Source organism: Bacillus thermotolerans (assembly GCF_000812025.2).
In the GTDB taxonomy this organism is placed as follows: Bacteria; Bacillota; Bacilli; order Bacillales; family Domibacillaceae; genus Quasibacillus; species Quasibacillus thermotolerans.
The window spans coordinates 1-22,467 of record NZ_JWJE02000058.1 but is presented as its reverse complement, the minus strand read 5'-3'; the positions used below and the strand labels follow the sequence as shown (position 1 = coordinate 22,467).

23 protein-coding genes and 1 riboswitch are annotated in these 22,467 nt (G+C 45.3%); of the genes, 18 read left to right on the top strand and 5 right to left on the bottom strand.

Features of this window, described 5'->3' with window-relative positions; translation table 11 throughout:
* The first annotated feature begins 354 nt into the window (after nt 1-354).
* The 12 genes from sufC (at nt 355) to QY97_RS20560 (ending at nt 13,852) form a co-directional block, all read left to right on the top strand.
* Nucleotides 355-1,131, top strand: coding sequence for a Fe-S cluster assembly ATPase SufC (gene sufC, locus QY97_RS16365; RefSeq protein WP_039231229.1), 777 nt, complete (start codon nt 355-357; stop codon nt 1,129-1,131).
* A gap of 218 nt (nt 1,132-1,349) precedes the next feature.
* Nucleotides 1,350-2,660, top strand: a complete 1,311-nt coding sequence (sufD, locus tag QY97_RS16360; protein WP_039231228.1) for a Fe-S cluster assembly protein SufD — start codon at nt 1,350-1,352, stop codon at nt 2,658-2,660.
* Nucleotides 2,660-3,889, top strand: coding sequence for a cysteine desulfurase (locus QY97_RS16355; RefSeq protein ID WP_039231226.1), 1,230 nt, complete (start codon nt 2,660-2,662; stop codon nt 3,887-3,889). Before sufD ends, QY97_RS16355 begins: the two co-directional genes overlap by 1 nt.
* Nucleotides 3,879-4,322 carry a Fe-S cluster assembly sulfur transfer protein SufU gene (sufU, locus tag QY97_RS20305; RefSeq protein WP_039231219.1) on the top strand — a complete coding sequence of 148 codons (444 nt, stop codon included), beginning with the start codon at nt 3,879-3,881 and terminating at the stop codon, nt 4,320-4,322. Before QY97_RS16355 ends, sufU begins: the two co-directional genes overlap by 11 nt.
* A 15-nt stretch (nt 4,323-4,337) precedes the next feature.
* Nucleotides 4,338-5,735 carry a Fe-S cluster assembly protein SufB gene (gene sufB, locus QY97_RS16345; protein ID WP_039231217.1) on the top strand — a complete coding sequence of 466 codons (1,398 nt, stop codon included), beginning with the start codon at nt 4,338-4,340 and terminating at the stop codon, nt 5,733-5,735.
* Nucleotides 5,736-5,920: 185 nt separating this feature from the next.
* Nucleotides 5,921-6,766, top strand: a complete 846-nt coding sequence (locus QY97_RS16340; RefSeq protein WP_039231215.1) for a DUF72 domain-containing protein — start codon at nt 5,921-5,923, stop codon at nt 6,764-6,766.
* Nucleotides 6,767-6,778: 12 nt separating this feature from the next.
* A complete protein-coding gene (locus QY97_RS16335; protein WP_039231213.1) occupies nt 6,779-7,588 on the top strand; it encodes a sulfite exporter TauE/SafE family protein in 810 nt (269 codons plus the stop codon).
* 19 nt (nt 7,589-7,607) lie between these two features.
* A complete protein-coding gene (locus QY97_RS16330; RefSeq protein ID WP_039231211.1) occupies nt 7,608-8,981 on the top strand; it encodes a bifunctional metallophosphatase/5'-nucleotidase in 1,374 nt (457 codons plus the stop codon).
* A gap of 278 nt (nt 8,982-9,259) precedes the next feature.
* Nucleotides 9,260-10,012, top strand: coding sequence for a sporulation protein YunB (gene yunB, locus QY97_RS16325; protein WP_232506340.1), 753 nt, complete (start codon nt 9,260-9,262; stop codon nt 10,010-10,012).
* 64 nt (nt 10,013-10,076) lie between these two features.
* Nucleotides 10,077-10,262: riboswitch (Lysine riboswitch) on the top strand.
* Between the two features lie 166 nt (nt 10,263-10,428).
* The gene (locus QY97_RS16320; protein WP_039231206.1) at nt 10,429-12,000 is read left to right on the top strand and encodes a Na+/H+ antiporter NhaC family protein; all 1,572 of its coding nucleotides are present in this window, start codon (nt 10,429-10,431) and stop codon (nt 11,998-12,000) included.
* Nucleotides 12,001-12,215: 215 nt separating this feature from the next.
* Nucleotides 12,216-13,736 carry a sodium-dependent transporter gene (locus QY97_RS16315; RefSeq protein ID WP_039231204.1) on the top strand — a complete coding sequence of 507 codons (1,521 nt, stop codon included), beginning with the start codon at nt 12,216-12,218 and terminating at the stop codon, nt 13,734-13,736.
* A 2-nt stretch (nt 13,737-13,738) separates the two neighbouring features.
* Nucleotides 13,739-13,852: a methionine/alanine import family NSS transporter small subunit gene (locus tag QY97_RS20560; RefSeq protein WP_125444158.1), complete on the top strand. Its 114-nt coding sequence runs from the start codon at nt 13,739-13,741 to the stop codon at nt 13,850-13,852.
* An 88-nt stretch (nt 13,853-13,940) separates the two neighbouring features.
* Here QY97_RS20560 and QY97_RS16310 read toward each other — a convergent pair whose 3' ends face one another.
* The gene (locus QY97_RS16310) at nt 13,941-14,891 is read right to left on the bottom strand and encodes a M23 family metallopeptidase (protein WP_099098582.1); all 951 of its coding nucleotides are present in this window, start codon (nt 14,889-14,891) and stop codon (nt 13,941-13,943) included.
* Between the two features lie 226 nt (nt 14,892-15,117).
* Between QY97_RS16310 and lipA the strand changes: the two genes are divergently transcribed.
* Complete coding sequence (gene lipA / locus QY97_RS16305; protein WP_039231202.1) at nt 15,118-16,020, top strand: lipoyl synthase; 903 nt, start codon at nt 15,118-15,120, stop codon at nt 16,018-16,020.
* A gap of 99 nt (nt 16,021-16,119) precedes the next feature.
* Here the strand turns inward: lipA and QY97_RS16300 are convergent, their stop codons facing one another.
* Complete coding sequence (locus QY97_RS16300; RefSeq protein ID WP_052729004.1) at nt 16,120-16,953, bottom strand: YhcN/YlaJ family sporulation lipoprotein; 834 nt, start codon at nt 16,951-16,953, stop codon at nt 16,120-16,122.
* 107 nt (nt 16,954-17,060) lie between these two features.
* Here QY97_RS16300 and QY97_RS16295 point away from each other — a divergent pair, with 107 nt between their 5' ends.
* On the top strand, nt 17,061-17,336 hold the full coding sequence (locus tag QY97_RS16295; protein ID WP_039231232.1) for a YutD family protein: 276 nt from the start codon (nt 17,061-17,063) through the stop codon (nt 17,334-17,336).
* Nucleotides 17,337-17,389: 53 nt separating this feature from the next.
* Here the strand turns inward: QY97_RS16295 and QY97_RS16290 are convergent, their stop codons facing one another.
* Nucleotides 17,390-17,692, bottom strand: a complete 303-nt coding sequence (locus tag QY97_RS16290; RefSeq protein WP_039231201.1) for a hypothetical protein — start codon at nt 17,690-17,692, stop codon at nt 17,390-17,392.
* Between the two features lie 55 nt (nt 17,693-17,747).
* Nucleotides 17,748-18,014 carry a DUF3055 domain-containing protein gene (locus QY97_RS16285; protein ID WP_039231200.1) on the bottom strand — a complete coding sequence of 89 codons (267 nt, stop codon included), beginning with the start codon at nt 18,012-18,014 and terminating at the stop codon, nt 17,748-17,750.
* Nucleotides 18,015-18,141: 127 nt separating this feature from the next.
* Here QY97_RS16285 and QY97_RS16280 point away from each other — a divergent pair, with 127 nt between their 5' ends.
* The gene (locus QY97_RS16280; protein ID WP_039231199.1) at nt 18,142-18,579 is read left to right on the top strand and encodes a DUF86 domain-containing protein; all 438 of its coding nucleotides are present in this window, start codon (nt 18,142-18,144) and stop codon (nt 18,577-18,579) included.
* Between the two features lie 53 nt (nt 18,580-18,632).
* Complete coding sequence (locus tag QY97_RS16275; RefSeq protein WP_039231194.1) at nt 18,633-19,403, top strand: TIGR01457 family HAD-type hydrolase; 771 nt, start codon at nt 18,633-18,635, stop codon at nt 19,401-19,403.
* Nucleotides 19,404-19,612: 209 nt separating this feature from the next.
* Here the strand turns inward: QY97_RS16275 and QY97_RS16270 are convergent, their stop codons facing one another.
* A complete protein-coding gene (locus QY97_RS16270; protein WP_039231193.1) occupies nt 19,613-20,122 on the bottom strand; it encodes a phosphatidylglycerophosphatase A family protein in 510 nt (169 codons plus the stop codon).
* 162 nt (nt 20,123-20,284) lie between these two features.
* Here QY97_RS16270 and yutH point away from each other — a divergent pair, with 162 nt between their 5' ends.
* Both yutH and QY97_RS16260 read left to right on the top strand, forming a co-directional pair.
* On the top strand, nt 20,285-21,295 hold the full coding sequence (yutH, locus tag QY97_RS16265) for a spore coat putative kinase YutH (protein ID WP_039231192.1): 1,011 nt from the start codon (nt 20,285-20,287) through the stop codon (nt 21,293-21,295).
* Between the two features lie 80 nt (nt 21,296-21,375).
* A complete protein-coding gene (locus QY97_RS16260; RefSeq protein WP_039231190.1) occupies nt 21,376-22,362 on the top strand; it encodes a 2-hydroxyacid dehydrogenase in 987 nt (328 codons plus the stop codon).
* Nucleotides 22,363-22,467 lie beyond the last annotated feature (105 nt).

Below are 22,467 nucleotides of genomic sequence, written 5' to 3'. Positions count from 1 at the left end.
CCATGTTATCTCTAGTTGTGTTTCTTAATTATACAAAAAAGTACCCTATAGGTAGACTTTTTTTGGTGTCTACTCTATAGGGTACACTTTAGCGTACGCTGGCTTTTTGTTTTTTTATAAGTAATTGAAGAGCTTAACGAAAAGACAGTCATAAGCGAAAAAAGAAGCGGCAAACTAGAAAAACAGGTCCGTTGCTTTCTTGATTTCCTCGGCGCAATCAACTATCATCTACTTTTAGAACAAATTACTTCGATTGGTTGAATATAATTTTAATTTGTTATAAGATTGTAATGAGAATAAAGTGAGAATCACAACAAATTTCGAGTATTTTCGATCTTGACGGAGGTATTGAGCATGACATCAACATTATCTATTAAAGATTTGCACGTAGCTATCGAAGGAAAAGAAATTTTAAAGGGTGTAAATCTTGAAATAAAAGGCGGAGAGTTCCACGCGATTATGGGACCAAACGGAACAGGTAAATCTACTTTATCAGCAGCAATTATGGGACATCCTAAGTATGAAGTAACAAGCGGAACCATCGAGCTTGACGGCGAAAATGTATTAGAAATGGAAGTGGACGAGCGCGCTCGCGCAGGTCTTTTCCTTGCTATGCAATATCCAAGCGAAATCAGCGGTGTAACAAATGCTGACTTCCTTCGTTCTTCTATTAACAGCCGCCGCGAAGAAGGCGACGAAATTTCGCTTATGAAATTTATCCGTGAAATGGACCAAAAGATGGACCTGTTGGAAATGGATCAGGACATGGCACAACGCTACCTGAATGAAGGTTTCTCTGGCGGTGAGAAGAAGCGTAATGAAATCCTTCAATTAATGATGATCAAACCAAAAATCGCTATCCTTGATGAAATCGATTCAGGCTTGGATATCGATGCATTGAAAGTTGTAGCAAAAGGCATTAACTCTATGCGCAGCGAAGAGTTCGGCTGCTTAATGATCACTCACTATCAGCGTCTTCTTAACTACATCACACCAGACTTTGTTCATGTTATGATGCAAGGACGCATCGTAAAATCTGGCGGTGAAGAGCTTGCGCAGCGCCTAGAGGCGGAAGGTTATGACTGGATCAAGCATGAGCTTGGTATCGAAGATGAAACAGTGAACCATTAATATCGCTATTATTAGCACCAGCTGCTCCAAACAAACAGCTTCTGTTTTCCAAGGAAGACAGGGTCTCCTTGGGAAACCATTCTTTCATCGTTGAGGAGCGAGGAACTTCAGCTGGCCAGTAAAGAGGACGGATCACTAGATGAATACCGTCCCCCGGGCTGGAGCAAAAGCGGCCCGGACATCGCTTTAGGAAAGTGGGATAACTTAGGAGGATTAACATGACTGTAGAAACCAACCTACCGGTAGACCAAGAGTACATCCGCTCTTTTTCAGCTGAGAAAGGCGAAGGTCAATGGCTGACAGACTTGCGTCTTACTGCTCTTAAGCAAGCAGAGGATCTGCCGCTGCCAAGAGCAGATAAAACAAAAATTACTAACTGGAATTTCACTCAATTTGCATCTCATGCAGTTGAAAGTGAGCCGTTTTCTTCTTTAGATGAACTTCCTGAAGAAGTAAAATCGCTTATTAATATAGAAGCAACAGATAAGAGCCTTTATATTCAGCGTAATCAAACGCCTGCTTTTCTATCTGTATCTGAAGACTTAAAGGAACAAGGCGTAATCTTTACAGATATTTTTACAGCTGTTCGTGAACATAGTGAGCTTGTACAGAAGTACTTTATGACAGACGTTGTAAAGCCTGATGAGCACAAGCTGACAGCTTTGCATGCAGCTTTATTGAACGGCGGCGTATTCTTATATGTACCGAAGAACGTAGAAATCAAGCAGCCGATCCAAGCAGTATGCCTGCATGATAACGAGGAAGCAGCGCTATTCAACCATGTACTCATCGTGGCAGAAGATAACAGCTCTGTGACTTATGTAGAGAACTATGTGTCCACTGCTTCTCCTGAGAGTGCGGTAGCGAACATCGTAACAGAAGTGGTTGCAGGCGCTAATGCTAAAGTGACATACGGCTCGGTTGATAATTTGGCAAGCGGTGTAACTACGTATGTAAACCGTCGCGGCATCACTGGCCGAAATGCCCGCATCGATTGGGCGCTCGGCATGATGAATGACGGTGATACAGTTTCTGAAAATGTAACAAATTTAATTGGAGAAGGTTCTTACGCAGATACAAAGCAAGTGGTTGTTGGACGCGGAGACCAATCCCAGAACTTCACAACAAAGGTTGTTCACTTTGGCAAGCACACAGAAGGCTATATCTTAAAGCATGGTGTAATGAAAGATTCTGCTAAATCCATCTTTAATGGAATTGGGAAAATTGAGCACGGCGCTTCTAAGTCAAACGCTGAACAAGAATCCCGTGTACTTATGCTAAGTGAAAAAGCACGTGGAGATGCGAACCCGATTCTTCTTATTGATGAGGATGATGTAACAGCAGGACACGCAGCTTCTGTGGGACGTGTAGATCCTATCCAGCTTTATTATTTAATGAGCCGCGGGATCAGCCGTCAAGAAGCCGAACGCCTAGTCATTCATGGATTCCTAGCACCGGTAGTGGAGAAGCTGCCAATCGAAGGTGTGAAGAAGCAGCTGACTGAAGTGATCGAAAGGAAAGTTCGGTAATGAATGCAAAGGAAATTAAACAGTATTTTCCTATTCTTGATCAAGAAGTGAACGGTCATCCACTGGTGTATTTAGATAATGCTGCGACATCTCAAAAGCCTGTACAGGTGATTGAGGCGCTTGATAAGTATTATCGTGAATATAACTCCAATGTGCACCGGGGCGTGCACACGCTTGGAAATCGGGCAACTGACGCGTATGAAGGCGCCCGTGATAAAGTGCGCAAATTCATTAACGCGAGAGCCCGGGAGGAGATTGTCTTTACTCGTGGAACAACAACATCGATTAATACCATCGCTCAAAGCTACGGACGCGCGAACATTGAAGAAGGCGATGAAATCGTTATTACGTATATGGAGCACCACAGCAATATTATTCCTTGGCAGCAGCTGGCAAAGGAAAAGGGCGCTGTTCTCAAATACTTGCCGCTTCAAGACAATGGTTCGGTTTTACTTGAGGATGCAAGGGAAATGATTACTGAGAAGACAAAAATCGTTTCCATCATGATGGTATCCAATGTGTTAGGAACAATTAACCCGATCAAGGACATTACGAAGATCGCTCATGAAAATGGAGCAGTCATGATTGTCGATGGTGCACAGACCGCTCCGCACATGAAGATTGATGTGCAAGATCTGGATTGTGATTTCCTTGCCTTTTCGGGCCATAAGATGTGTGCACCGACAGGAATCGGTGTCATGTATGGAAAGAAGGAGCTTCTCGAGAACATGGAGCCGGTTGAATTCGGCGGTGAGATGATTGATTTCGTAGGCTTGCACGAGTCCACTTGGAAGGAGCTTCCTTGGAAGTTTGAAGGCGGTACACCAATTATCGCTGGAGCTATCGGCCTTGGAGCAGCGATTGACTTCCTTGAAGAAATCGGTCTTGACGAAATTGAAGAGCATGAGCATCGCTTAGCTGGTTATGCGATGGAGCAAATGAGCACGATTGAGGGAATCAGCATCTACGGACCTCTTGCTGGAGAGAAACGTGCCGGACTTGTGACGTTCAATTTGAGTGATGTGCATCCGCATGATGTAGCTACTGTACTTGATGCAGAGGGGATTGCTATCCGTGCCGGCCATCATTGTGCACAGCCTTTGATGAAACGCCTGAACTGCTCTTCAACAGCGAGAGCAAGCTTCTACCTTTACAATACAGAGGAAGATGTAGATAAGCTGGTTCAAGCACTCGTCAAAACAAAGGAGTATTTCAGCGATGTCTTTTAATAATTTAGATCAACTTTACCGACAAGTGATTATGGATCATTATAAGAACCCGCGCAACAAAGGCCAGATTGAAGAAGGCACTTTAACGATCGATATGAATAACCCTACGTGCGGGGACCGCATCCGTTTAACGATGAATGTGGAAGATGGAAAAGTATCAGAAGCGAAATTTGATGGAGAGGGCTGCTCAATTTCTATGGCGTCCGCTTCTATGATGACGCAGGCCATCAAAGGCAAAGAAGTAGATACAGCTTTAAAGCTTTCTAATGTGTTCTCTGAGATGATGCTTGGAAATGACTACCCTGAAGACTTAGACCTTGGGGATATTGAGGCATTGCAAGGAGTATCTCAATTCCCGGCTCGCATCAAATGTGCGACGCTTGCGTGGAAGGCTATGGAAAAAGGCTTGTCTGAGCAGAAAGAATCAAATTAATAGGAGGAATGAAACATGGCTAAAAAAATGCCGGAAATTGGCGATTACAAGTACGGCTTTAGAGATAAAGATGTTTCGGTATATCGTTCAGAGCGTGGATTAACACGTGAGATTGTCGAAGAAATCTCCAAGCTGAAAGAAGAGCCAGAATGGATGCTTGATTTCCGTTTGAAATCACTTGAGCATTTCTACAATATGCCAATGCCACAGTGGGGCGGCGATCTATCAGAACTTAACTTTGATGAAATTAACTATTACGTGAAACCTTCTGAGCGTGCAGAACGTTCTTGGGATGAAGTACCGGATGAAATCAAACAAACATTTGATAAGCTTGGTATTCCAGAAGCAGAGCAAAAGTACTTAGCAGGCGTATCTGCTCAGTACGAATCTGAAGTTGTTTACCACAACATGAAAGAGGATTTAGAGTCTCTTGGTATTGTGTTTAAAGATACAGACTCTGCATTGAAGGAAAACGAAGAGATTTTCCGTAAGTATTGGGCAACAGTTATTCCTCCAACAGATAATAAGTTCGCTGCATTGAATTCAGCTGTCTGGTCCGGAGGCTCATTCATCTACGTACCGCCTGGCGTAAAGGTAGACACGCCGCTGCAGGCTTACTTCCGCATCAACTCTGAAAACATGGGTCAGTTCGAACGTACACTGATCATTGCGGACGAAGGCTCACATGTGCATTACGTAGAAGGATGTACAGCGCCAGTTTATACAACGAATTCCCTGCATAGTGCGGTTGTTGAAATCGTGATCCGCAAAAATGCGTATTGCCGCTATACAACAATCCAAAACTGGGCGAATAACGTTTACAACCTTGTAACGAAGCGTGCGGTTTGTGAAGAGAATGCGACAATGGAATGGATCGACGGAAACATTGGTTCGAAGTTAACGATGAAGTATCCAGCGGTTATTCTAAAAGGAGAAGGCGCACGCGGCTTGACATTGTCTATTGCCCTAGCTGGTAAAGGACAGCACCAGGATGCTGGTGCGAAAATGATTCACTTAGCACCGAATACGTCTTCTACTATCGTATCAAAATCTATCTCTAAACATGGCGGAAAAGTAACTTACCGCGGTGTAGTTCACTTCGGACGCAAAGCAGAAGGAGCTCGCTCTAACATTGAGTGTGACACACTCATCATGGATAACAAGTCTACATCTGATACGATCCCATACAATGAAATCTTAAATGATAATATTTCACTTGAGCATGAAGCGAAGGTATCGAAAGTATCAGAGGAACAATTGTTCTACTTGATGAGCCGCGGTGTTTCTGAAGAAGAAGCAACAGAAATGATCGTTATGGGCTTCATTGAGCCATTCACAAAAGAACTTCCAATGGAATATGCGGTTGAAATGAACCGTCTGATCAAATTCGAAATGGAAGGTTCAATTGGTTAATTCACCGGTTAAAGGAGCTGCCTCAAAGGCGGCTCCTTTTTTATTTGTTAAATCACCGCCACTCGATCAAAATAAGAAGGAAGCTGAAAAGAATAATTAGCTGATAGATGTTAATTTTGTCTTTAAAAGGATATTAAGTAAACCATCTGGTCGTTTATGTTAGAATATACGTGAGGTGAAATCCGATGTTATATGTGGGTGTAACTGGCTGGGGAGATCATGACACGCTTTATACAAGCGGGATCGCTTCCCGGGATAAGCTAAAGGAATATGGAGCCCATTTCCCGACTGTAGAAGTAGACGCAAGCTTCTATGCGGTACAGCCGATTCGCAATATGCAAAAGTGGGTAGATGAGACGCCTGAGAGCTTTCAGTTTATTGTAAAGGCTTATCAAGGGATGACAGGCCATGAGCGGGGCGAAATCCCGTTTGAGTCGAAAGATGATATGTTTGAAGCTTTTATCCAGTCTCTCGAGCCAATGAGAAAGGCTGGTAAGCTGGCGATGGTTTTATTTCAGTTTCCACCTTGGTTCGACTGCCAGCGTAAGAATGTAGAATACTTACGCTACTGCAAGGAAAAGATGGGAGATATTCCGCTTGCTGTGGAATTCCGCCACCAGTCCTGGTATGCTCCCGATTTTATAGAGAAGACAGTTGAGTTTCTCTCTAAAGAAAAATGGATTCATACGGTATGTGATGAACCGCAAGCAGGGGAAGGCTCCGTTCCCATTGTCCTGCGGGCGACTGATCCGGAGAAAACACTCGTGCGTCTCCATGGCCGCAATAAGCAGGGCTGGCGCAAGCAGGGCAACAAAAACTGGCGTGAGGTTCGTTATTTATATCGATACAATAAAGAGGAATTAACGGAATGGGTCGAGCATGTGAATACGCTTCAGAAGCAAAGCAAGCATGTGTATGTCTTGTTTAATAATAACTCTGGCGGGGATGCCGCAGATAATGCAAAACAATTTATTCAGCTGACTGGTACGTCTTATGATAACTTGGCTTCAAGGCAGCTTGACCTTTTCTAAGGAGGTAAGAAAATGGAGTGGCTCGTGCTACTTTTGGTCGGATGGGCAGCCGCAGCCCTAGGGTCGCTTGTCGGCTTGGGCGGTGGTGTGATCGTGGTTCCGTCCCTGCTTTTTTTAGGTAGTACAGCATTGCTGGCACCGATATCACCACAGATCGCGGTAGGTACTTCCTCAATTATTTTGATTGTCACGGGCTTATCCTCCATGGTGGCTTATACGAAGCAAAAAAAGGTGGACTATAAGCTTGGGTTTATTTTATTTATTGGAAGTGCGCCCGGCAGCATTGTTGGTGCCTATGCGAACAAAGGACTCAACTTAGATGACTTCTATCTTTACTTTGGGGTGTTCATGGTCTTTATGTCCTTTGTATTAATGTTTAAAAATCGGGCTAAGCCCGTTTTGGGAACACGTGGAATTAAGAGGGTGTTCACAGATAAAGAAGGAACTCATACATATTCTATCGAACCTATTAGCGGAACGATTATTTCGTTTGTCGTTGGCTTTTTAGGCGGTCTATTTGGTATTGGCGGAGGAGCGCTGATGGTCCCAGCGATGATCATGCTGTTCGCCGTTCCGCCGCACGTGGCGGTAGCGACATCTATGATGCTGATTTTCCTGACGGGATGTGTGTCAAGTGTGACCCATATCACGCTTAACCATGTAAACTGGCTGTATGCTACAGCTCTCGTGCCAGGAGCATGGTTCGGCGCTAAATTCGGTGCATGGCTGAATGCGCGAACGGCTTCCAAAACGGTTGTGCGTCTGCTTCGCATTGTGCTGATTTTGGTAGGGCTCCGCCTCATTTGGCAAGGCATTAGTTGAAAGTGGAGTGACAGAATTTATGAGAAAAATAATACATATTTATCACACGAATGACTTGCACAGCCATTTGGAAAACTGGCCGCGAATCGTCCGGTTCCTTCAGGAAAGAAGAAGGCTGCATGAGCAGGCGGGAGAGCACGTCTTTGTATTTGATCTTGGAGATCATGCGGACCGCTCCCATCCGATGACAGAGGGGTCACTCGGCAAGAGAAATGTTGACTTGTTGAATGAAGTGGGCTGTGACGCGGCCACCATTGGCAACAATGAAGGCATCACGCTGCCAAAGGATGGACTTGATCATTTGTATGACCATGCTTCCTTCCCCATTGTTCTTGCCAATCTCTTTCATCCCAATGGAGAAAGGCCGAAATGGGCTTTGCCTTCCATCGTGCTTACACTCGCTCACGATGTCAAGATTGGACTGACGGGTGCTACCGCCTTTTTCTCGAGTGCTTATGAGCAGCTAGGCTGGAAGCTTACCCCGCCGGTGGAAGAGCTTCAGAAGCAGTCCGCGAAGCTAAAAGAACAGGCGGATATACTGGTCATCCTGTCCCATTTAGGTATTTATGATGATGAGAGAATCGGCCGGGAAATTTCTGACGCTGATGTGGTGCTTGGAGCTCATACTCACCATTTGCTGCATGAAGGCAAGGAGGTCAACGGAACGCTTCTTGCCGCCGCTGGAAAGTTTGGCTATTATGTGGGACATGTGACCATTGAGTGGGATACAGAGCAGAAGCAAGTCGTTCACAAGCAAGCACGAGTCTATAAGACGAGCGAAGACCTGGAGGCACCGTTGAATGAGCAGCAGCAAATCCAGGAGTATCTTGACGAAGGAAAACAGGCGCTCAACCAGCCGGTTGTGCGGCTAGAGGAGTCATTAACGAGTGAATGGTTTGCGCCATCACCCCTGCCAACGCTTCTGTGCGAGGGGCTGCGGGAATGGTGCGGAGCTGATTGTGCTATGCTCAACGCGGGTGTCGTGCTAGAGGGCCTGCAGGCCGGCACTGTTACGAAGTATGATATCCATCGAGTGCTTCCGCATCCGATTAACCCATGCCTTGTTGAGCTCCAAGGGGACGAGTTAAAGGAGGTCCTGAAGCAGACGCTAGATGACCGGCTGACACACTTAGCGATCAAAGGTCTGGGCTTCCGGGGTAAAGTCATGGGACAATTTGTATATGACCGGGTTGACCTGGATATGGAGAGCTACTCGGTTAAGATAGACGGTCAGGAAATCGACCCCGATAAGGTGTATAAGCTGGCTACGCTAGATATGTTTGCTTATGGTCAATTCTTCCCCGAGATTTACCGGGCACCAAAGAAGACTCATTTTATGCCTGAGTTTTTGCGGGACGTTATGGAGTGGAAATTGCTTCATCTCCGTTCCTAGCTTTCATAGAATCATAGGCGGTCAAACCCGATGCAGCATCAAGCTTGCATCGGATTTTTTATGCAGTTCTTACAAAAATAGAGGGATATGAGAAGTCACTTGTTTTTTGAGAGATCGGCTTTTCGAAGGTGTCTTCTTGCTTGGTGAATGTTTATTCTGCGGTTCTCTGATCTGCGCTATCTTTTTCTCATGCAGGTTAACACATGCTTTTTTCTTTGTTTTTATGGAATGTTCCTTTCTTTTCTCCGCATACATTAGCTTAAGGAGGGGGGATGCATTTGGCAGCACGAAGGAAATGGAAAGCAAAAAGAGGGCCGCTCCCTCTTCGTTACGTATTTTTAATTACCTTCTTCTTATTTGTGTTCTCTACAGCAGGAAGCTTGTGGGTGATTAATGAAAATGTAAAGCCTGTGCTAATGGATTATGCACGTGCTGAAACGAAGAAAATTGCCGCACTGGTTATTAATAAGGCGATTAATAAAAAGGTAGCTAGTGTCATGGATATTAATGACATTATTGAAACAGATCCCGACAACCCGGGGACAACGAAATTAAATGCTAAAATTATCAACCGGGTCATGGCGGAAACGACTAACCTTGTACAAATGAATTTAAAAGAAGCGGAAAAAGGGAACTTAGAATCTCTCGAACTGCTTTCAGATGTAGATATAGAAACAGAGGAGTCGGAGAGTGAAGAAGGTATCGTTTACTCTATTCCGCTTGGGCAAGTGACAAACAATGCCCTGCTCGGAAACTTAGGACCAAAAATTCCGATCCGCTTCCATGCAATCGGCGAAGTGACGTCCAATGTGAAATCCAATGTCGAACCGTATGGGATTAATAATGCCTATGTAGAGGTGTATATCCAGGTGGAAGTCAACGTACAGATTATCGTGCCGTTTGCTACAGAGATGACGACTGTCGTACAGGATATTCCGGTCGCCATGGGAATGATTCAAGGTGATGTGCCAAACTTCTATAATGGGGGCGGAGACATGTCTCCTTCAATTGAGGTTCCTAGCAATAATTAGTTCTTGGCAAAAGGTTGGATTACTGATAATATGGTCTAGTAATTGAATACACCTTATCAAAATCCGATGGGGTAGAGGCTGCGAAATTAATGAGTAAACAGGGCGAGGATGACAACGAAGACCGCTGTTGAAAGGTAGTTTTGCCGAAATGCAAGAGAGGCGTCACCTCTTTTGGCATTGGTGTTGCTTTGAAAAAGGGTAACACTCTTATTGCAAAAACGTATCTTTGCAATAGGGAGCTACAGATCGTGATGGAGAATTGACTCACATTACAAAAGTAATGATAGTTATCTCTATCATTGCTTTTTTTGTGTTTTTATGAATAATAGTCAGCTGGTTCTTCGATAGAAGAGCCGCATTCGATTTTGATCTGTCTGCTGCTTTTCCTCACATCACATCGGTAGGAGGAATACATCATGGAAAACACTATTTTTTCTTTGCTGCCGCCGGTCATCGCTATTTTGATGGTTGTTCTAACGAGACGTGTACTGCTCTCCCTAGGGGTCGGTATCGTGGCGGCTGCTTTTCTGCTGGCTGAGTTTAATCTAGCCGAGACGGCTCTCATTACGTGGAATGCAGCTATTGGCAACATCTATGCCGATGGCGAGTGGAGCACGTGGAATATATTTATTATTCTGTTCTTACTATTGTTAGGTATTATCACCGCGTTTATTAACATCTCGGGGGGAAGCCGCGCGTTTGGCGAATGGGCGGTGAAGCGGGTGAAGACGCGGGCCGGAGCGCAAATAATGGCTGCACTCCTCGGTATTTTGATTTTTATTGATGATTACTTTAATGCCCTGGCGGTTGGACAGATTTCACGCCCTGTGACAGATCGTCAGCGTATTTCCCGAGCGAAGCTGGCTTATATTATTGATTCCACCTCTGCACCTGTCTGTGTTGTATCGCCAATTTCGAGCTGGGGTGCTTATATCATCGGGGTGCTCGGAACCATTCTGGCCGCTCACGGAATTACAGAATACACTGCGTTTTCTGCTTTCGTACAGACGATTCCTATGAACTTCTACGCATGGACAGCACTTCTGCTTGTTTTCTTGTCGGCTTGGCTGAAGGCCGATTTTGGCCCGATGAAGCAGCATGAAAATCGGGCGATCACATTAGGAGAAGTGATGCCGCCTGACCGGGAAGCGCCAGGAGAGCTGAAGGAGGATCTTCCTGTCAGCTCTAAAGGCAAAGTAGGCGATCTCGTGTGGCCGATTGTAGCGCTTATTATCGGAACCGTGTCAGCTATGCTCTGGACAGGAGCACAAGCTACGGAAGGAACAGTGACGATTCTAACTATTTTTGAGAATACGGATGTTGCCAAGTCCCTTCTGTATGGTGGTCTCGTTGGAGTGATTGTAGCTATTGCTATGTTCCTTCGCCAAAGCGTTGTTCTAAAGGGCGTGAAGACGAATGTGTTTGGTACGGGTGTGTGGGAAGGAATTAAATCCATGCTTCCAGCTGTCTACATTCTCTTCTTTGCCTGGACGATTGTCACGTTAATTGGTGATCTAGGAACGGGCACATACTTAGCCGGCCTAGTAGAACAGTCTAATATGAACGTCGGCCTGCTGCCATTCCTCCTATTCGTTATCGCGGGGATTATGGCATTTGCGACAGGTACTTCATGGGGTTCCTTTGGCATCCTGCTGCCGATCGCCGGTGAAATTACAGCTGTGACAGACGTCTCGCTGATGATCCCTGCGCTTGCTGCTGTATTGGCGGGGGCAGTGTTCGGTGATCATTGTTCCCCTATTTCAGATACAACAATTCTGTCATCAACAGGTGCAGGAAGCCATCATATTGATCACGTGATGACACAGATTCCTTATGCAGCTTTAGCAGCTATTGCTTCATCTGCAGGCTTCTTAGTACTTGGTTTCACGAATAATGCGTGGCTGTCATTAGCTGTCTCTGTTGTTGCGATTATTCTTCTTGCTGTTTTATTGAAAGGAAAAAAAGATACCTCTTCAGCTGAAGCATGATAGGAGAGGCGGAAGCCTGGACGAAGAATCGTCCGGGCTTTTACTTTTATGCAGAGAAATATTGAATAATATATACATCAAATAAATAAGCTGAAATAGTGGGAATAAGTTTCAATATATTCGAAATATTGAGTTTTACATTACTTTAGTGTGTGCTATAATTGGTTATCGGAATTATCTGAAAATATCTTTTGGAACACTGAGGAGGGGTTTTTATGGAGCAGGAACGTTCAATGTTTGGCTCAAGAGCAGGATTTATTCTCGCTGCTGTTGGCTCAGCGATTGGATTAGGTAACATTTGGCGTTTTCCGGCCGTTGCGTATGAAAATGGTGGAGGAGCTTTTTTCCTGCCATATTTATTTGCTTTGCTGACAGCCGGTATTCCGCTGCTCATTTTAGAGTTTACGATAGGGCATAAGTACCGTGGGTCAAGTCCTCTCGCGTTTGCTCGCATAAACAAAAATGCAGAATGGCTTGGCTGGTGGCAGGTAGCTGTGTCGTTTGTGATTGCTACGTATTACTCGGTTATTATCGCTTGGGCTCTTTGGTATACTTTTTTCTCATTTAATTTATCTTGGGGAAGCGATACGACTACCTTCTTAGTAGGAGATTTCTTAGAGGTAGCTGATGCTGGTGTATTCGGCGGCATTGTTCCGGGGATTTTAGTTGCTCTTGCTGTTGTGTGGATGATTGTCCTAGGTATATTAATCGGCGGTGTGAAGAAGGGAATTGAGAAAGCAAATAAGATCATGATCCCGCTTCTTGTCGTTTTATTTTTAATTATTGTTGTCCGGGCTCTCACGCTTGAAGGAGCGGCTACTGGATTAAACGCTTTCTTCCAGCCGGAGTGGTCTCAGCTGTTAAACGGAAAAGTATGGATCGCGGCTTATGGCCAGATTTTCTTTAGCTTATCAATTGGTTTTGCCATTATGATTACTTATTCAAGCTATCTTCCGAAAAAGTCAGATATCACAAATAACGCATTTATTACCGGCTTCAGCAATTCAGGGTTTGAGCTTCTAGCTGGTATTGGGGTATTCTCCGCTCTTGGGTTCATGGCTGTTCAGCAAAATATACCTGTCAGTGAAGTAGTGAGCAGCGGAGTCATTCTTGCATTTGCAGTATTTCCGCAAATTATTAACGAATTTCCAGTGGCCAATGAACTGTTTGGCATCCTGTTCTTCGGGTCCCTTGTTCTAGCAGGTTTCACCTCACTGATATCGATTGTAGAGACATTTGTTGCAGGTGTACAGGAGAAATTTAATGTCTCGCGTACAAAGTCTGTGCTCATTGGAGGAGGGATTGCTTCGCTTATATCCATTCTCTATGCGACACGAGGCGGGTTGAACTTCCTTGATACGGTGGATTACTTCATTAATAACTTCGGAGTAGCCTTTGCTGGCCTAGTTGAAGTCATCTTGGTCGCATGGGTATTCAAGCAGCTCGATCCGTTGAAAAGCTATGCGGACAGCGTGTCCGATATCAAGCTGGGCGCCTGGTGGAAAATTTGTTTAAGTATTATTACGCCAATTGTCCTCGGCTATATGATGTTTGATAACATCCGTCAAAACATTGCTGGTCCTTACGGAGATTATCCGCAAGCCTTCATTAATACGTACGGTTGGACGGTAGCCGTCGGTGCGATCATTCTTGGGTTTATCTTCGCTTATATGAAGCGCTGGAAATCGGGAATGCTGGAAACTCCGAAAGCTGTAAAGGATAAGGAGGGAGCTTAAGAATGGAAGCAGGTGCGGTGACAATGATGGTGATAGGAATGGTGGTTATTTGGGGAGGCTTAGCGGCGAGTATTACTCATGCTGTGAGAAAGTCAAAGCAAGCCAAAGCGAATTAAAAAAAGAGAAGGCATCCGTCCTTGTTCAAGCGGATGCCTTCTCTTTTGTTTTTCGGTTTAGCGGGAAGGTGAGTTCTATTGTCTGGGGTTAGTTCTTTTTATTTCTTTCATTTCTTTCCCATTGTTTCAAGTGTGGATAAGGGTCAAAGGACCATTCTGTCCGCCCATTATCCTTATACATACCATAATGCAGGTGAGGCGGGAATTTGCCTGATGTACCTGGGGGTCCGTAGCCGGTGCTGCCGACCCCGCCGATTACAGTGCCAGGCTTAACGATTTGTCCAATCTCGAGTCCATCCGCAAATCCGCTTAGATGGGCATAGTAATGATACGTATTGTTAATATCACGGATACCGACCCGCCAGCCGCCGTATCTGTTCCATCCTTTCATTTCTACTACTCCATAGGAGGTAGAGCGGACAGGGAGTCCATAATCTGCAAAGAGGTCGGTGCCTTCATGAATACGACGACCGCCCCAGCCCCGAGCCGCTCCCCAGGTGTTCTTATACGTATAATGCGTACCAACAGGAAGCGGAAAAGCTTTTTCTTGAAGATCAAGCTTGCCGAACGTTTTATACATATTCGCATTCCCGATAATAAGGCTGACCGCCTTATCGCGTCCATAATAGCGCCAAAGAGCAATCTTAATGTCATCATGGGTGGTGCCGTACATAGACAAATAGCGGCCGACAGCAGCGAGTACATCTTCTCCGTCTAAGCGGTTTGCCTTTCCATCTGCATTTCCATCTGTGCCAAGTCCCTGGAACAAGGAAATAGACGCAGGATTGGAATCCTCGGCATTCGGATTGAGCGGGCCTGCCCATTTATACTCAGGAATATAAATGGAGATGGTATCTGGTTCGGGCAAATCCTTGCGTACAAAACGCAGATTGCGTTCATACTGGTCGATTCCGGCAAAATAATACCATGGAATATTGGTGACCGCCTCCATCTTCTGGAATAAGGCCATTCTCTCTTTGTACATTTGTTCATCGTCTTTGTTATCCGCTGCTTCAACCGATAAATTCATCCATAACATCGCTATAAAGACCAGCGGAATGAGTTTTAGCAATGGTCCTCTCCCCCTTTTTTGCTGGCTTTGCTCATTTTGCGTTTAGTTTGTGAAAAAAGAGGTGTTTTCATGCAAAAAATCTTTTAAAATCAAGAGGACAGGACGGTTGTACTAAACGTTTTAGTATGATAAAGTGGCTACATAATCACGTTTCGTTCTATCTTTTACAGAAGAATGATGGGAGATGACAAAATTGAGTAAAAAAGAGGCGCATATGCGTAAACCTGAATGGTTGAAAATAAAGTTAAATACGAATGAAAACTATACAGGCTTAAAGAAAATGATGAGAGAGAAGAAGCTACATACTGTTTGTGAAGAAGCGAAATGCCCAAATATCCATGAATGCTGGGCTGTTCGCCGGACAGCGACATTCATGATCTTAGGGGACGTGTGTACGCGTGCCTGCCGTTTCTGTGCAGTAAAAACAGGGCTTCCTACCGAGCTGGACTGGGCAGAACCGGAACGCGTAGCCGACTCTGTTCAGCAAATGAACTTGAAGCATGTAGTTGTGACAGCTGTTGCGCGTGACGACCTGAAGGATGGCGGAGCGGCTGTTTTCGCAGAAACAGTTCGGGCTATTCGCCGCAAAAATCCGTTCACTTCTATTGAGGTACTGCCTTCTGATATGGGCGGAATTGAAGAGAATCTGCGCATGCTGATGGATGCGCGCCCAGATATACTGAATCATAATATTGAAACAGTTAAGCGCTTATCTCCAAGAGTACGTGCCCGTGCTACTTACGAACGCTCACTTGAGTTCTTGCGCCGGGCGAAAGAAATGCAGCCGGACATTCCAACTAAGTCAAGCATTATGATTGGTTTGGGAGAGACGAAAGAGGAAATTATCGAGGCAATGGATGATCTTCGTGCGAATAATGTAGATATTGTCACACTTGGCCAATACTTACAGCCATCTAAGAAGCATCTGAAGGTACAGAAGTACTATCATCCGGATGAGTTTGCTGAGCTTCGTGAAATTGCTATGTCTAAAGGCTTCAGTCATTGTGAAGCAGGACCGCTTGTTCGTTCTTCCTACCATGCAGATGAACAGGTTAACTCAGCTGCTCAAGCCAAGCAAGCCCTTGGAGAAGCGTAACGGCCAGACTTGATGAATGAATAACACAAACACCCGATCTCTCTTCTATGCCATGGTTCTTAGAAGAGGAGATGGGTGTTTTTGTGTTAATAGACAGGATTACCGATTTGTGTTTCCGTTGATTCCGTTTAATTCGGTAAGGCTGTCCTGGTCAGTGGGGCCGGTTGTCCAGTTGGTTCCCGGTGTTCCAGTTGTTCCAGGCATGCCTGTTTTTCGGCCCTCTTTATTAGTATCATCTGTTGGCTGGTTGCCAGCATTTTTTGCGCGTTCTCCTGTTGTATCGTCATTGCGTTCTGACTCAATGAGTTGAGCCTCATCAGAGCCTTGAGGGGAACGCTCTTTCATCAGCTTCACAGTCCGGTCAATCGTATCTTCGGCAGCTCCTGCATCACCGTTGAGCTGGGCGATATTTTCAACCTCGCGGCGCAGATTCGGGTCATCTGTTAAGTACACATGGTACCAGCGAGGCACAACGCTAAGGGCGGTTCTTTTCACTTGATCGGCAATTCCTTCACCGTCTGCATTAGCGTTTTCTTCTTTTGTGTACGCAACTAGTACTTCTTCGTCTGTGACAACTACTGAGCTGTCATTGACAGTAGGAAGACCGACAATCAGTCTGGCGATTGCATCCGCTGTCCGCTCACGATCCATCGTATAAATGTCTCGATAAGAAACGGTTTCTCCCTGGATAGGGCTTTTCTGGTGGCGTACATAGCCGAAGTTATTCTCGTCTGTACCGTTGTTGTTGATCACCCGGCCATCCCGTGCTGTCTGCTGGCCTTCATTGTTGGTATCGTACCGGTCGCTAATATTGATCGTATTGGCTTCATCATCATAAAGAGCATCCTCGGCGGCATTGTCTGTGTCAGTGGCATTACAAGCAGCTAGTAATAAAAAGCTGGAAAAACCTGCAGCTAACATGGTCTTTTTCATGTTAACACCTCCTCATCACGTAGATTGCCCCTTTTGTATTTATTTTTTGCTTAGTAATTAATGGCTGATCGGCTATAATGAGAGAAGAGGGAAAGGAATGATACATGGTGATTTGCATTCAAAATCATTGCTATGAAGTTATAGATGAACGAAGGGACGGCTTTAACGAAGAAGCCTTTCGATCCCGCTATAGTGAGATTCTATCCAAGTATGACTACATCATAGGAGACTGGGGATATGGACAGCTTCGTTTGAAAGGTTTTTATGAAGATCAAAACCCAAAAGCTGGTTTTGATACGAAAATCAGTACAATTCAGGAATATTTATATGAATACTGCAACTTTGGCTGCGCCTACTTTGTAGCCAAAAAGGTGGCAAAATAAAAATCGAGCACGGTGGCTCGATTTTTATTTTGCCCGCACTTAGCGGGAAACGGTTATATATTATTCGGCGGAATATCCTGATAAGGCGCCTCTTGCTCTTGAGAGGGATCATCATCAGTCGGATGAGCCCCTTCCATTTGCCGAGGCATGCCTTGGTGAAGTGACCGGTTTTCATAACTAGATGGCGTGTAGTAACGCTGGCCTTCTCTCCATGGGGTAGACTTATTCTCCACCGGATCGTCTACATTAATGGGCGATCCGTAGGCTCCTTCTGGCATTTCCTCCGACGTCAAGAAATTCCTCATCTTTTCCACATTGGACACATCCGTATATTCTCTTTCCTGATTATCAGGCACAGCTATTCACCTCCGGCTTTTACTAGCATGTCTCGAAGGTGAGCTGTTTATTCCTTTAGATGACCTCGTATAAGAAGCTGCGGAGCTCCTCCGCCTCTTCTTCGGTTAGACGAAAAGCGTGCTCAAGGTACCCTGGCTCCTCCAGATCGTCCCGCCCGATAATAGCAAAGCGGCTTCCTTGGATGTCCAGCACAATTCGCTTTCCGTAATAGCGGTCCGTTTGCATAAGAGCCAAATCGAATCGCTGATGCTCTCCCATGAAGCTAATGTAGCGGGTTTTAGTGTTCTCTGTTTCATCGTATAAAAAAAATCTTTCGCTCATCTTTTCCTTCCTCCTGTTCGTTTCCTTCGATTGTATCATGACTAGCAGGAGGGAAACATGTTTTATAGGAGGATTCGTGGTAAAATGAGAACGAATCGAAACAAATTGATTGGAAGAGGTGTCCGTTTTGTATTTTGTGGATCGTGACAAGATAGAAGAAACGCTTAAATTCATGGAAGTGCAGCTGTCTGTTTTTGTTGAACAGCCTCACTGGAAAACAACAATTGAGCAGGCTGCCTTAGAAAGAATTGGCCATACAGTAGTTGAGTTGATATTGGATGTCGGCAATGCTATGATCGACGGCTTTATTATGAGAGATCCTGGCAGCTATGAGGACATTATAGATATTCTAGAGGACGAGAAGGTAGTGGGTAAGGAAGAGGCTTCCTCTTTAAAGACCGTCGTTTCTTTAAGAAAGGCGCTTGTTCAACAGTACACCACTGTCAGCCACGAGGAGCTGGAGCAGACGCTAAGAAGCAACTTAACCGCCCTGCAGCAATTTCCTGAGAGAATCAGACAATATTTGAACGATGAATTAGGGCCGGTGTCTGCCTTTAAATCCTAATGTGAGGAAAAGTCTTACCAAGATAGATTCAAGGCTAACGGAGGTGAGAAGAGATGAAGGCATATAAAGGGTATTTGATTGACTTAGATGGCACTATGTATCGTGGCAAGGCTGAAATTAAGGAAGCGAAACATTTTATTGAACGTTTAAATGAAAAGGGAATTCCTTATCTATTCGTGACAAACAATTCATCACGGACGCCGCAGCAAGTAGCGGATAAGCTAAGGAGCTTTCACATCCCTGCTTCTTCAGATCAGATTTTTACGACTTCACTTGCAACTGCCAGTTATGTTGCCGAGCGTAAAGAAGCGGCTTCGGTTTACGTGATTGGGGAAGAGGGGCTGCGCTCGGCGCTTGAGTCGAAAGGGTTGCAGCTTGTAGAAGATGAGCACCCTGACTTTGTTATCACGGGAATTGATCGTGACATTACATATGAGAAGCTGGCAACAGCCTGTCTCGCTATTCGCAACGGAGCCTCCTTTGTGTCAACGAACGGAGACGTGGCGATCCCGACCGAACGGGGGCTGCTTCCTGGCAATGGAGCGCTTACGGCGCTGGTCGCTGTTTCCACCGAGACGGAGCCGGTGTTTATCGGCAAGCCGGAGGCCATTATTATGGAACAGGCCCTGCAAGTGCTTGGTACGGTGAAGGAAGAGACGTTAATGGTGGGTGATAATTACAAGACAGATATCCTTGCAGGTATACGTGCCGGAATGGATACGCTGCTTGTGCATACAGGTGTTACTCAGAAGGAGCACTTAAAACAAGTCGACGAGCAGCCGACTTACACACGTGACACGTTGGATGATTGGGAGATTATCTGATGTTTACACGAGCGTAAACCATCTGGCCAGCCAAAGGTTATGCACAGGAAAAAGCGGTTCGGCCTAAGCCGAACCGCTCTAGTCATATACACATGTTCAGGCTGCTTGAACGGCTTGTCTTTTAGCGTACGGCTTCGCGCGGGGCAGATCCCCATCCGCAAGTGCAACAAAATCGAGAACGGTTTGGCTAATCAGCCAGCCGTTTTTTTTTACGCCTCTGTGTTTGCAGCTGTATGAGCAAGCCGGCTGGAAGCTGCCGCAGCAATGGCGCCGACAATATCATCAAGGAAGGTGTGTACCTTGCCAGAAGATTTATCATTCAGATCCTTTAAGATGCCTGGCTTTTCTTTGTCAATATAACCGTAATTGGTGAAGCCGATAGATCCGTAAACGTTAATAATAGCGAAGGCAAGTGTTTCGTCCGCTCCATATAAGCTTTCGTCACTGGCAACGATGGATTGCAGCGGCTCATCAAGCAGTCCCTTCTCTGCCAGGCGATCCAGCTGGATGCCTGTGAGAATCGCATTTTGCACCTCGCGCTTTCTTAATACCTTCTCAATATTTTCCTTGCATTCTTCTATAGCAAGGTTAGGATGATACTTCTTCTGCAAAAACATAACAAGTTCAGCAATATCGTCTATCGTTACGCCACGCTCACTGAGCCAGCGGCGGGCTGTTTGTTCAGACATGCTCATAACCGGTTTTTTCTCAATAGTCATATAATCACCTTTTTCTTTAATATGTTGGTAATAGTACTCTCTCTTATTTATTCCAGATAAAAGGGGAAAACTCCTTTATGAAAAGTTTTTGTTACCTTTATTCCCTAATATATCCGGAATTATTCAAGAGAGGGAAGAGCTGCGGAAAGAGGGGGAAAACGAATGGATGGAACACAGCTGCTAAACAAGCATTTCCACATAAAAGCTGAGCGAGCGGGGGCTGCTGCGAAGGCCAATTGTTATAGAAGTAGTGGGTTACTATATTTTATTATTGATGTGACAAAGAAGGAACAAGAATATCTGTATGAATTGCATCAAATGTCTCAACATATGGCAGCTCAAGGTGAAAAGAGGTCAGCTGTTTTTCTTCCGGACCAGTCTGGCCGTTTTTTAGTCACAGAGGAAAAGAAAGACTACGTTGTCCTTATTAGCAGAGAATATCCTCCTGCAGCCTTGACGGGAAGAGGGCTTGCACGCTTCCACAGGAGAGGGCGCTCATTGGCATTTCAGGTATCAAAAGCAACGGAGCTGGGACTATGGAGGAAGAAGTGGGAAGAGCGCCTGGAGAGCTTGGAAGCCTCGGTGGATAAACTGTGGAAGGAACAGGATGATTCCTTCGCAAGGTTGATTATTGAATCCTTCTCCTACTATATGGGCATGGCGGAGAATGCCATTCAGTATGTAGCGGATACAGAAATTGATGAGCAGCCAAGCTATTGGGATGCAGGAACCATTTGCCAAAAGACGCTTAGTGAAGAAAGATGGCAGCAAGAGCCGTCTGTCCGCCAGCCGTTTGATTGGGTGTTCGATCATCCGGCACGCGACCTTGCTGAGTGGATCCGTTCCCATTATTGGAAAGGCTCCTTGTTTCACCAATCCCGGCTCACTAGGTTTTTAAAGGAATACACACAGGTTTGTCCTATTTCCCCATTTGCCTGGCGGCTTATCTTTGCACGTCTTTTGTTTCCTGTTCATTACTTTGATTGTGTGGAAGGTTACTTCTCTTCTTCCCTCCATGCCAAAAAGGAAAGTGAAGAACAGTTAAAGAAGCTTATTAAACGCTCCGCAGATTATGAGCAGTTTCTGGCTTCTTTCTACGAGCGGTCCGGCGTGCCCGCCAAAACATTGCGTTTGCCGGAGATACCTTGGCTTCATCAGTCTTTCCTCACATGAAAGCGAAAATAAAGAGCCTTCTTCTGAACTATGCTAAAATAAAAAAGAATCAATTAATTATATAGAAAGCAGGTGTAAAGTTGAAGCCGCTCGTGTATGTAACCCGCAAGATTCCGGAAGAAGTCCTCTCCAGGCTGCAGGAGAATTATGAGGTTGATATGTGGCCGAAGGAAGAGGTGCAAGTGCCTCGCGATGTGCTGCTGGATAAAGCGAAGACCGCCGATGCACTGTTAACAGTTATTTCAGATCAGCTGGATGAAGAGCTGTTTTCTCAAAGCGAGCATTTAAAAGTTGTAGCCAATATGGCTGTCGGATATGATAACGTCGATCTGGCGGCAGCCAGTAAGCATGGAGTAGCAATTTGCAACACTCCGGATGTGCTTACGGATACAACAGCCGATCTAGCTTTTGCTTTGCTGCTGGCAACGGCCCGCCGCATGGTGGAAGCAGCAGAGTATCTGAAGAGAGGGAAATGGAAAAGCTGGTCGCCAATGCTTTTATCCGGCACAGATGTACACCATAAGACCATTGGAATCATTGGCATGGGCAAAATTGGGACAGCTGTAGCTAAGCGAGCAGCCGGTTTTGATATGGAAATTATTTATCATAACCGCAGCCGGCATGAGGTCGCGGAAGAAATGCTTGGTGCCCGCTATTGTACAAAGGAGGAGCTGCTGGCAGAGGCGGATTTCGTGGTTTGTCTCGCTCCGCTGACCGATGAAACGAAAGGAATGTTCGGGCGGGAGCAGTTTCAGCAGATGAAAAAGCACGCGATCTTCATTAACGCCAGCCGGGGACCAATCGTCGATGAAGAGGCCCTGTATAAAGCACTCGTTGAAGGGGACATTGCTGCTGCGGGGCTTGATGTATTTCATGAAGAGCCGGTCAGCCCTGATCATCCGCTAGTCCAGCTGGATAATGTAGTGGCTTTGCCGCATATCGGCAGTGCTTCTAGGGAGACGCGCTTGGCAATGATGGAGTTATGCTGTGATAATTTAGATGCTATCTTTGCTGACCGTACACCGAAAACATTAGTGAATAAGGATGTACTGAATTCAAATAGATAAGCGGGAAGATAAATAAGAGGCTGGGACAAAACCCCAGTAACTTAAAAATAGGTACTCACCAAAAATGTTGGAGAGTACCTATTTTTTTGCACACAAAAAAGACAC

Bases quoted from the DNA above. Each gene is read 5' to 3' on its own strand.
- sufC (WP_039231229.1), top strand. From the start codon at position 355: ATGACATCAACATTATCTATTAAAGATTTGCACGTAGCTATCGAAGGA.
- sufD (WP_039231228.1), top strand. From the start codon at position 1,350: ATGACTGTAGAAACCAACCTACCGGTAGACCAAGAGTACATCCGCTCT.
- QY97_RS16355 (WP_039231226.1), top strand. From the start codon at position 2,660: ATGAATGCAAAGGAAATTAAACAGTATTTTCCTATTCTTGATCAAGAA.
- sufU (WP_039231219.1), top strand. From the start codon at position 3,879: ATGTCTTTTAATAATTTAGATCAACTTTACCGACAAGTGATTATGGAT.
- sufB (WP_039231217.1), top strand. From the start codon at position 4,338: ATGGCTAAAAAAATGCCGGAAATTGGCGATTACAAGTACGGCTTTAGA.
- QY97_RS16340 (WP_039231215.1), top strand. From the start codon at position 5,921: ATGTTATATGTGGGTGTAACTGGCTGGGGAGATCATGACACGCTTTAT.
- QY97_RS16335 (WP_039231213.1), top strand. From the start codon at position 6,779: ATGGAGTGGCTCGTGCTACTTTTGGTCGGATGGGCAGCCGCAGCCCTA.
- QY97_RS16330 (WP_039231211.1), top strand. From the start codon at position 7,608: ATGAGAAAAATAATACATATTTATCACACGAATGACTTGCACAGCCAT.
- QY97_RS16320 (WP_039231206.1), top strand. From the start codon at position 10,429: ATGGAAAACACTATTTTTTCTTTGCTGCCGCCGGTCATCGCTATTTTG.
- QY97_RS16315 (WP_039231204.1), top strand. From the start codon at position 12,216: ATGGAGCAGGAACGTTCAATGTTTGGCTCAAGAGCAGGATTTATTCTC.
- QY97_RS20560 (WP_125444158.1), top strand. From the start codon at position 13,739: ATGGAAGCAGGTGCGGTGACAATGATGGTGATAGGAATGGTGGTTATT.
- QY97_RS16310 (WP_099098582.1), bottom strand. From the start codon at position 14,891: ATGTTATGGATGAATTTATCGGTTGAAGCAGCGGATAACAAAGACGAT.
- QY97_RS16300 (WP_052729004.1), bottom strand. From the start codon at position 16,953: ATGAAAAAGACCATGTTAGCTGCAGGTTTTTCCAGCTTTTTATTACTA.
- QY97_RS16285 (WP_039231200.1), bottom strand. From the start codon at position 18,014: ATGAGCGAAAGATTTTTTTTATACGATGAAACAGAGAACACTAAAACC.
- QY97_RS16275 (WP_039231194.1), top strand. From the start codon at position 18,633: ATGAAGGCATATAAAGGGTATTTGATTGACTTAGATGGCACTATGTAT.
- QY97_RS16270 (WP_039231193.1), bottom strand. From the start codon at position 20,122: ATGACTATTGAGAAAAAACCGGTTATGAGCATGTCTGAACAAACAGCC.
- yutH (WP_039231192.1), top strand. From the start codon at position 20,285: ATGGATGGAACACAGCTGCTAAACAAGCATTTCCACATAAAAGCTGAG.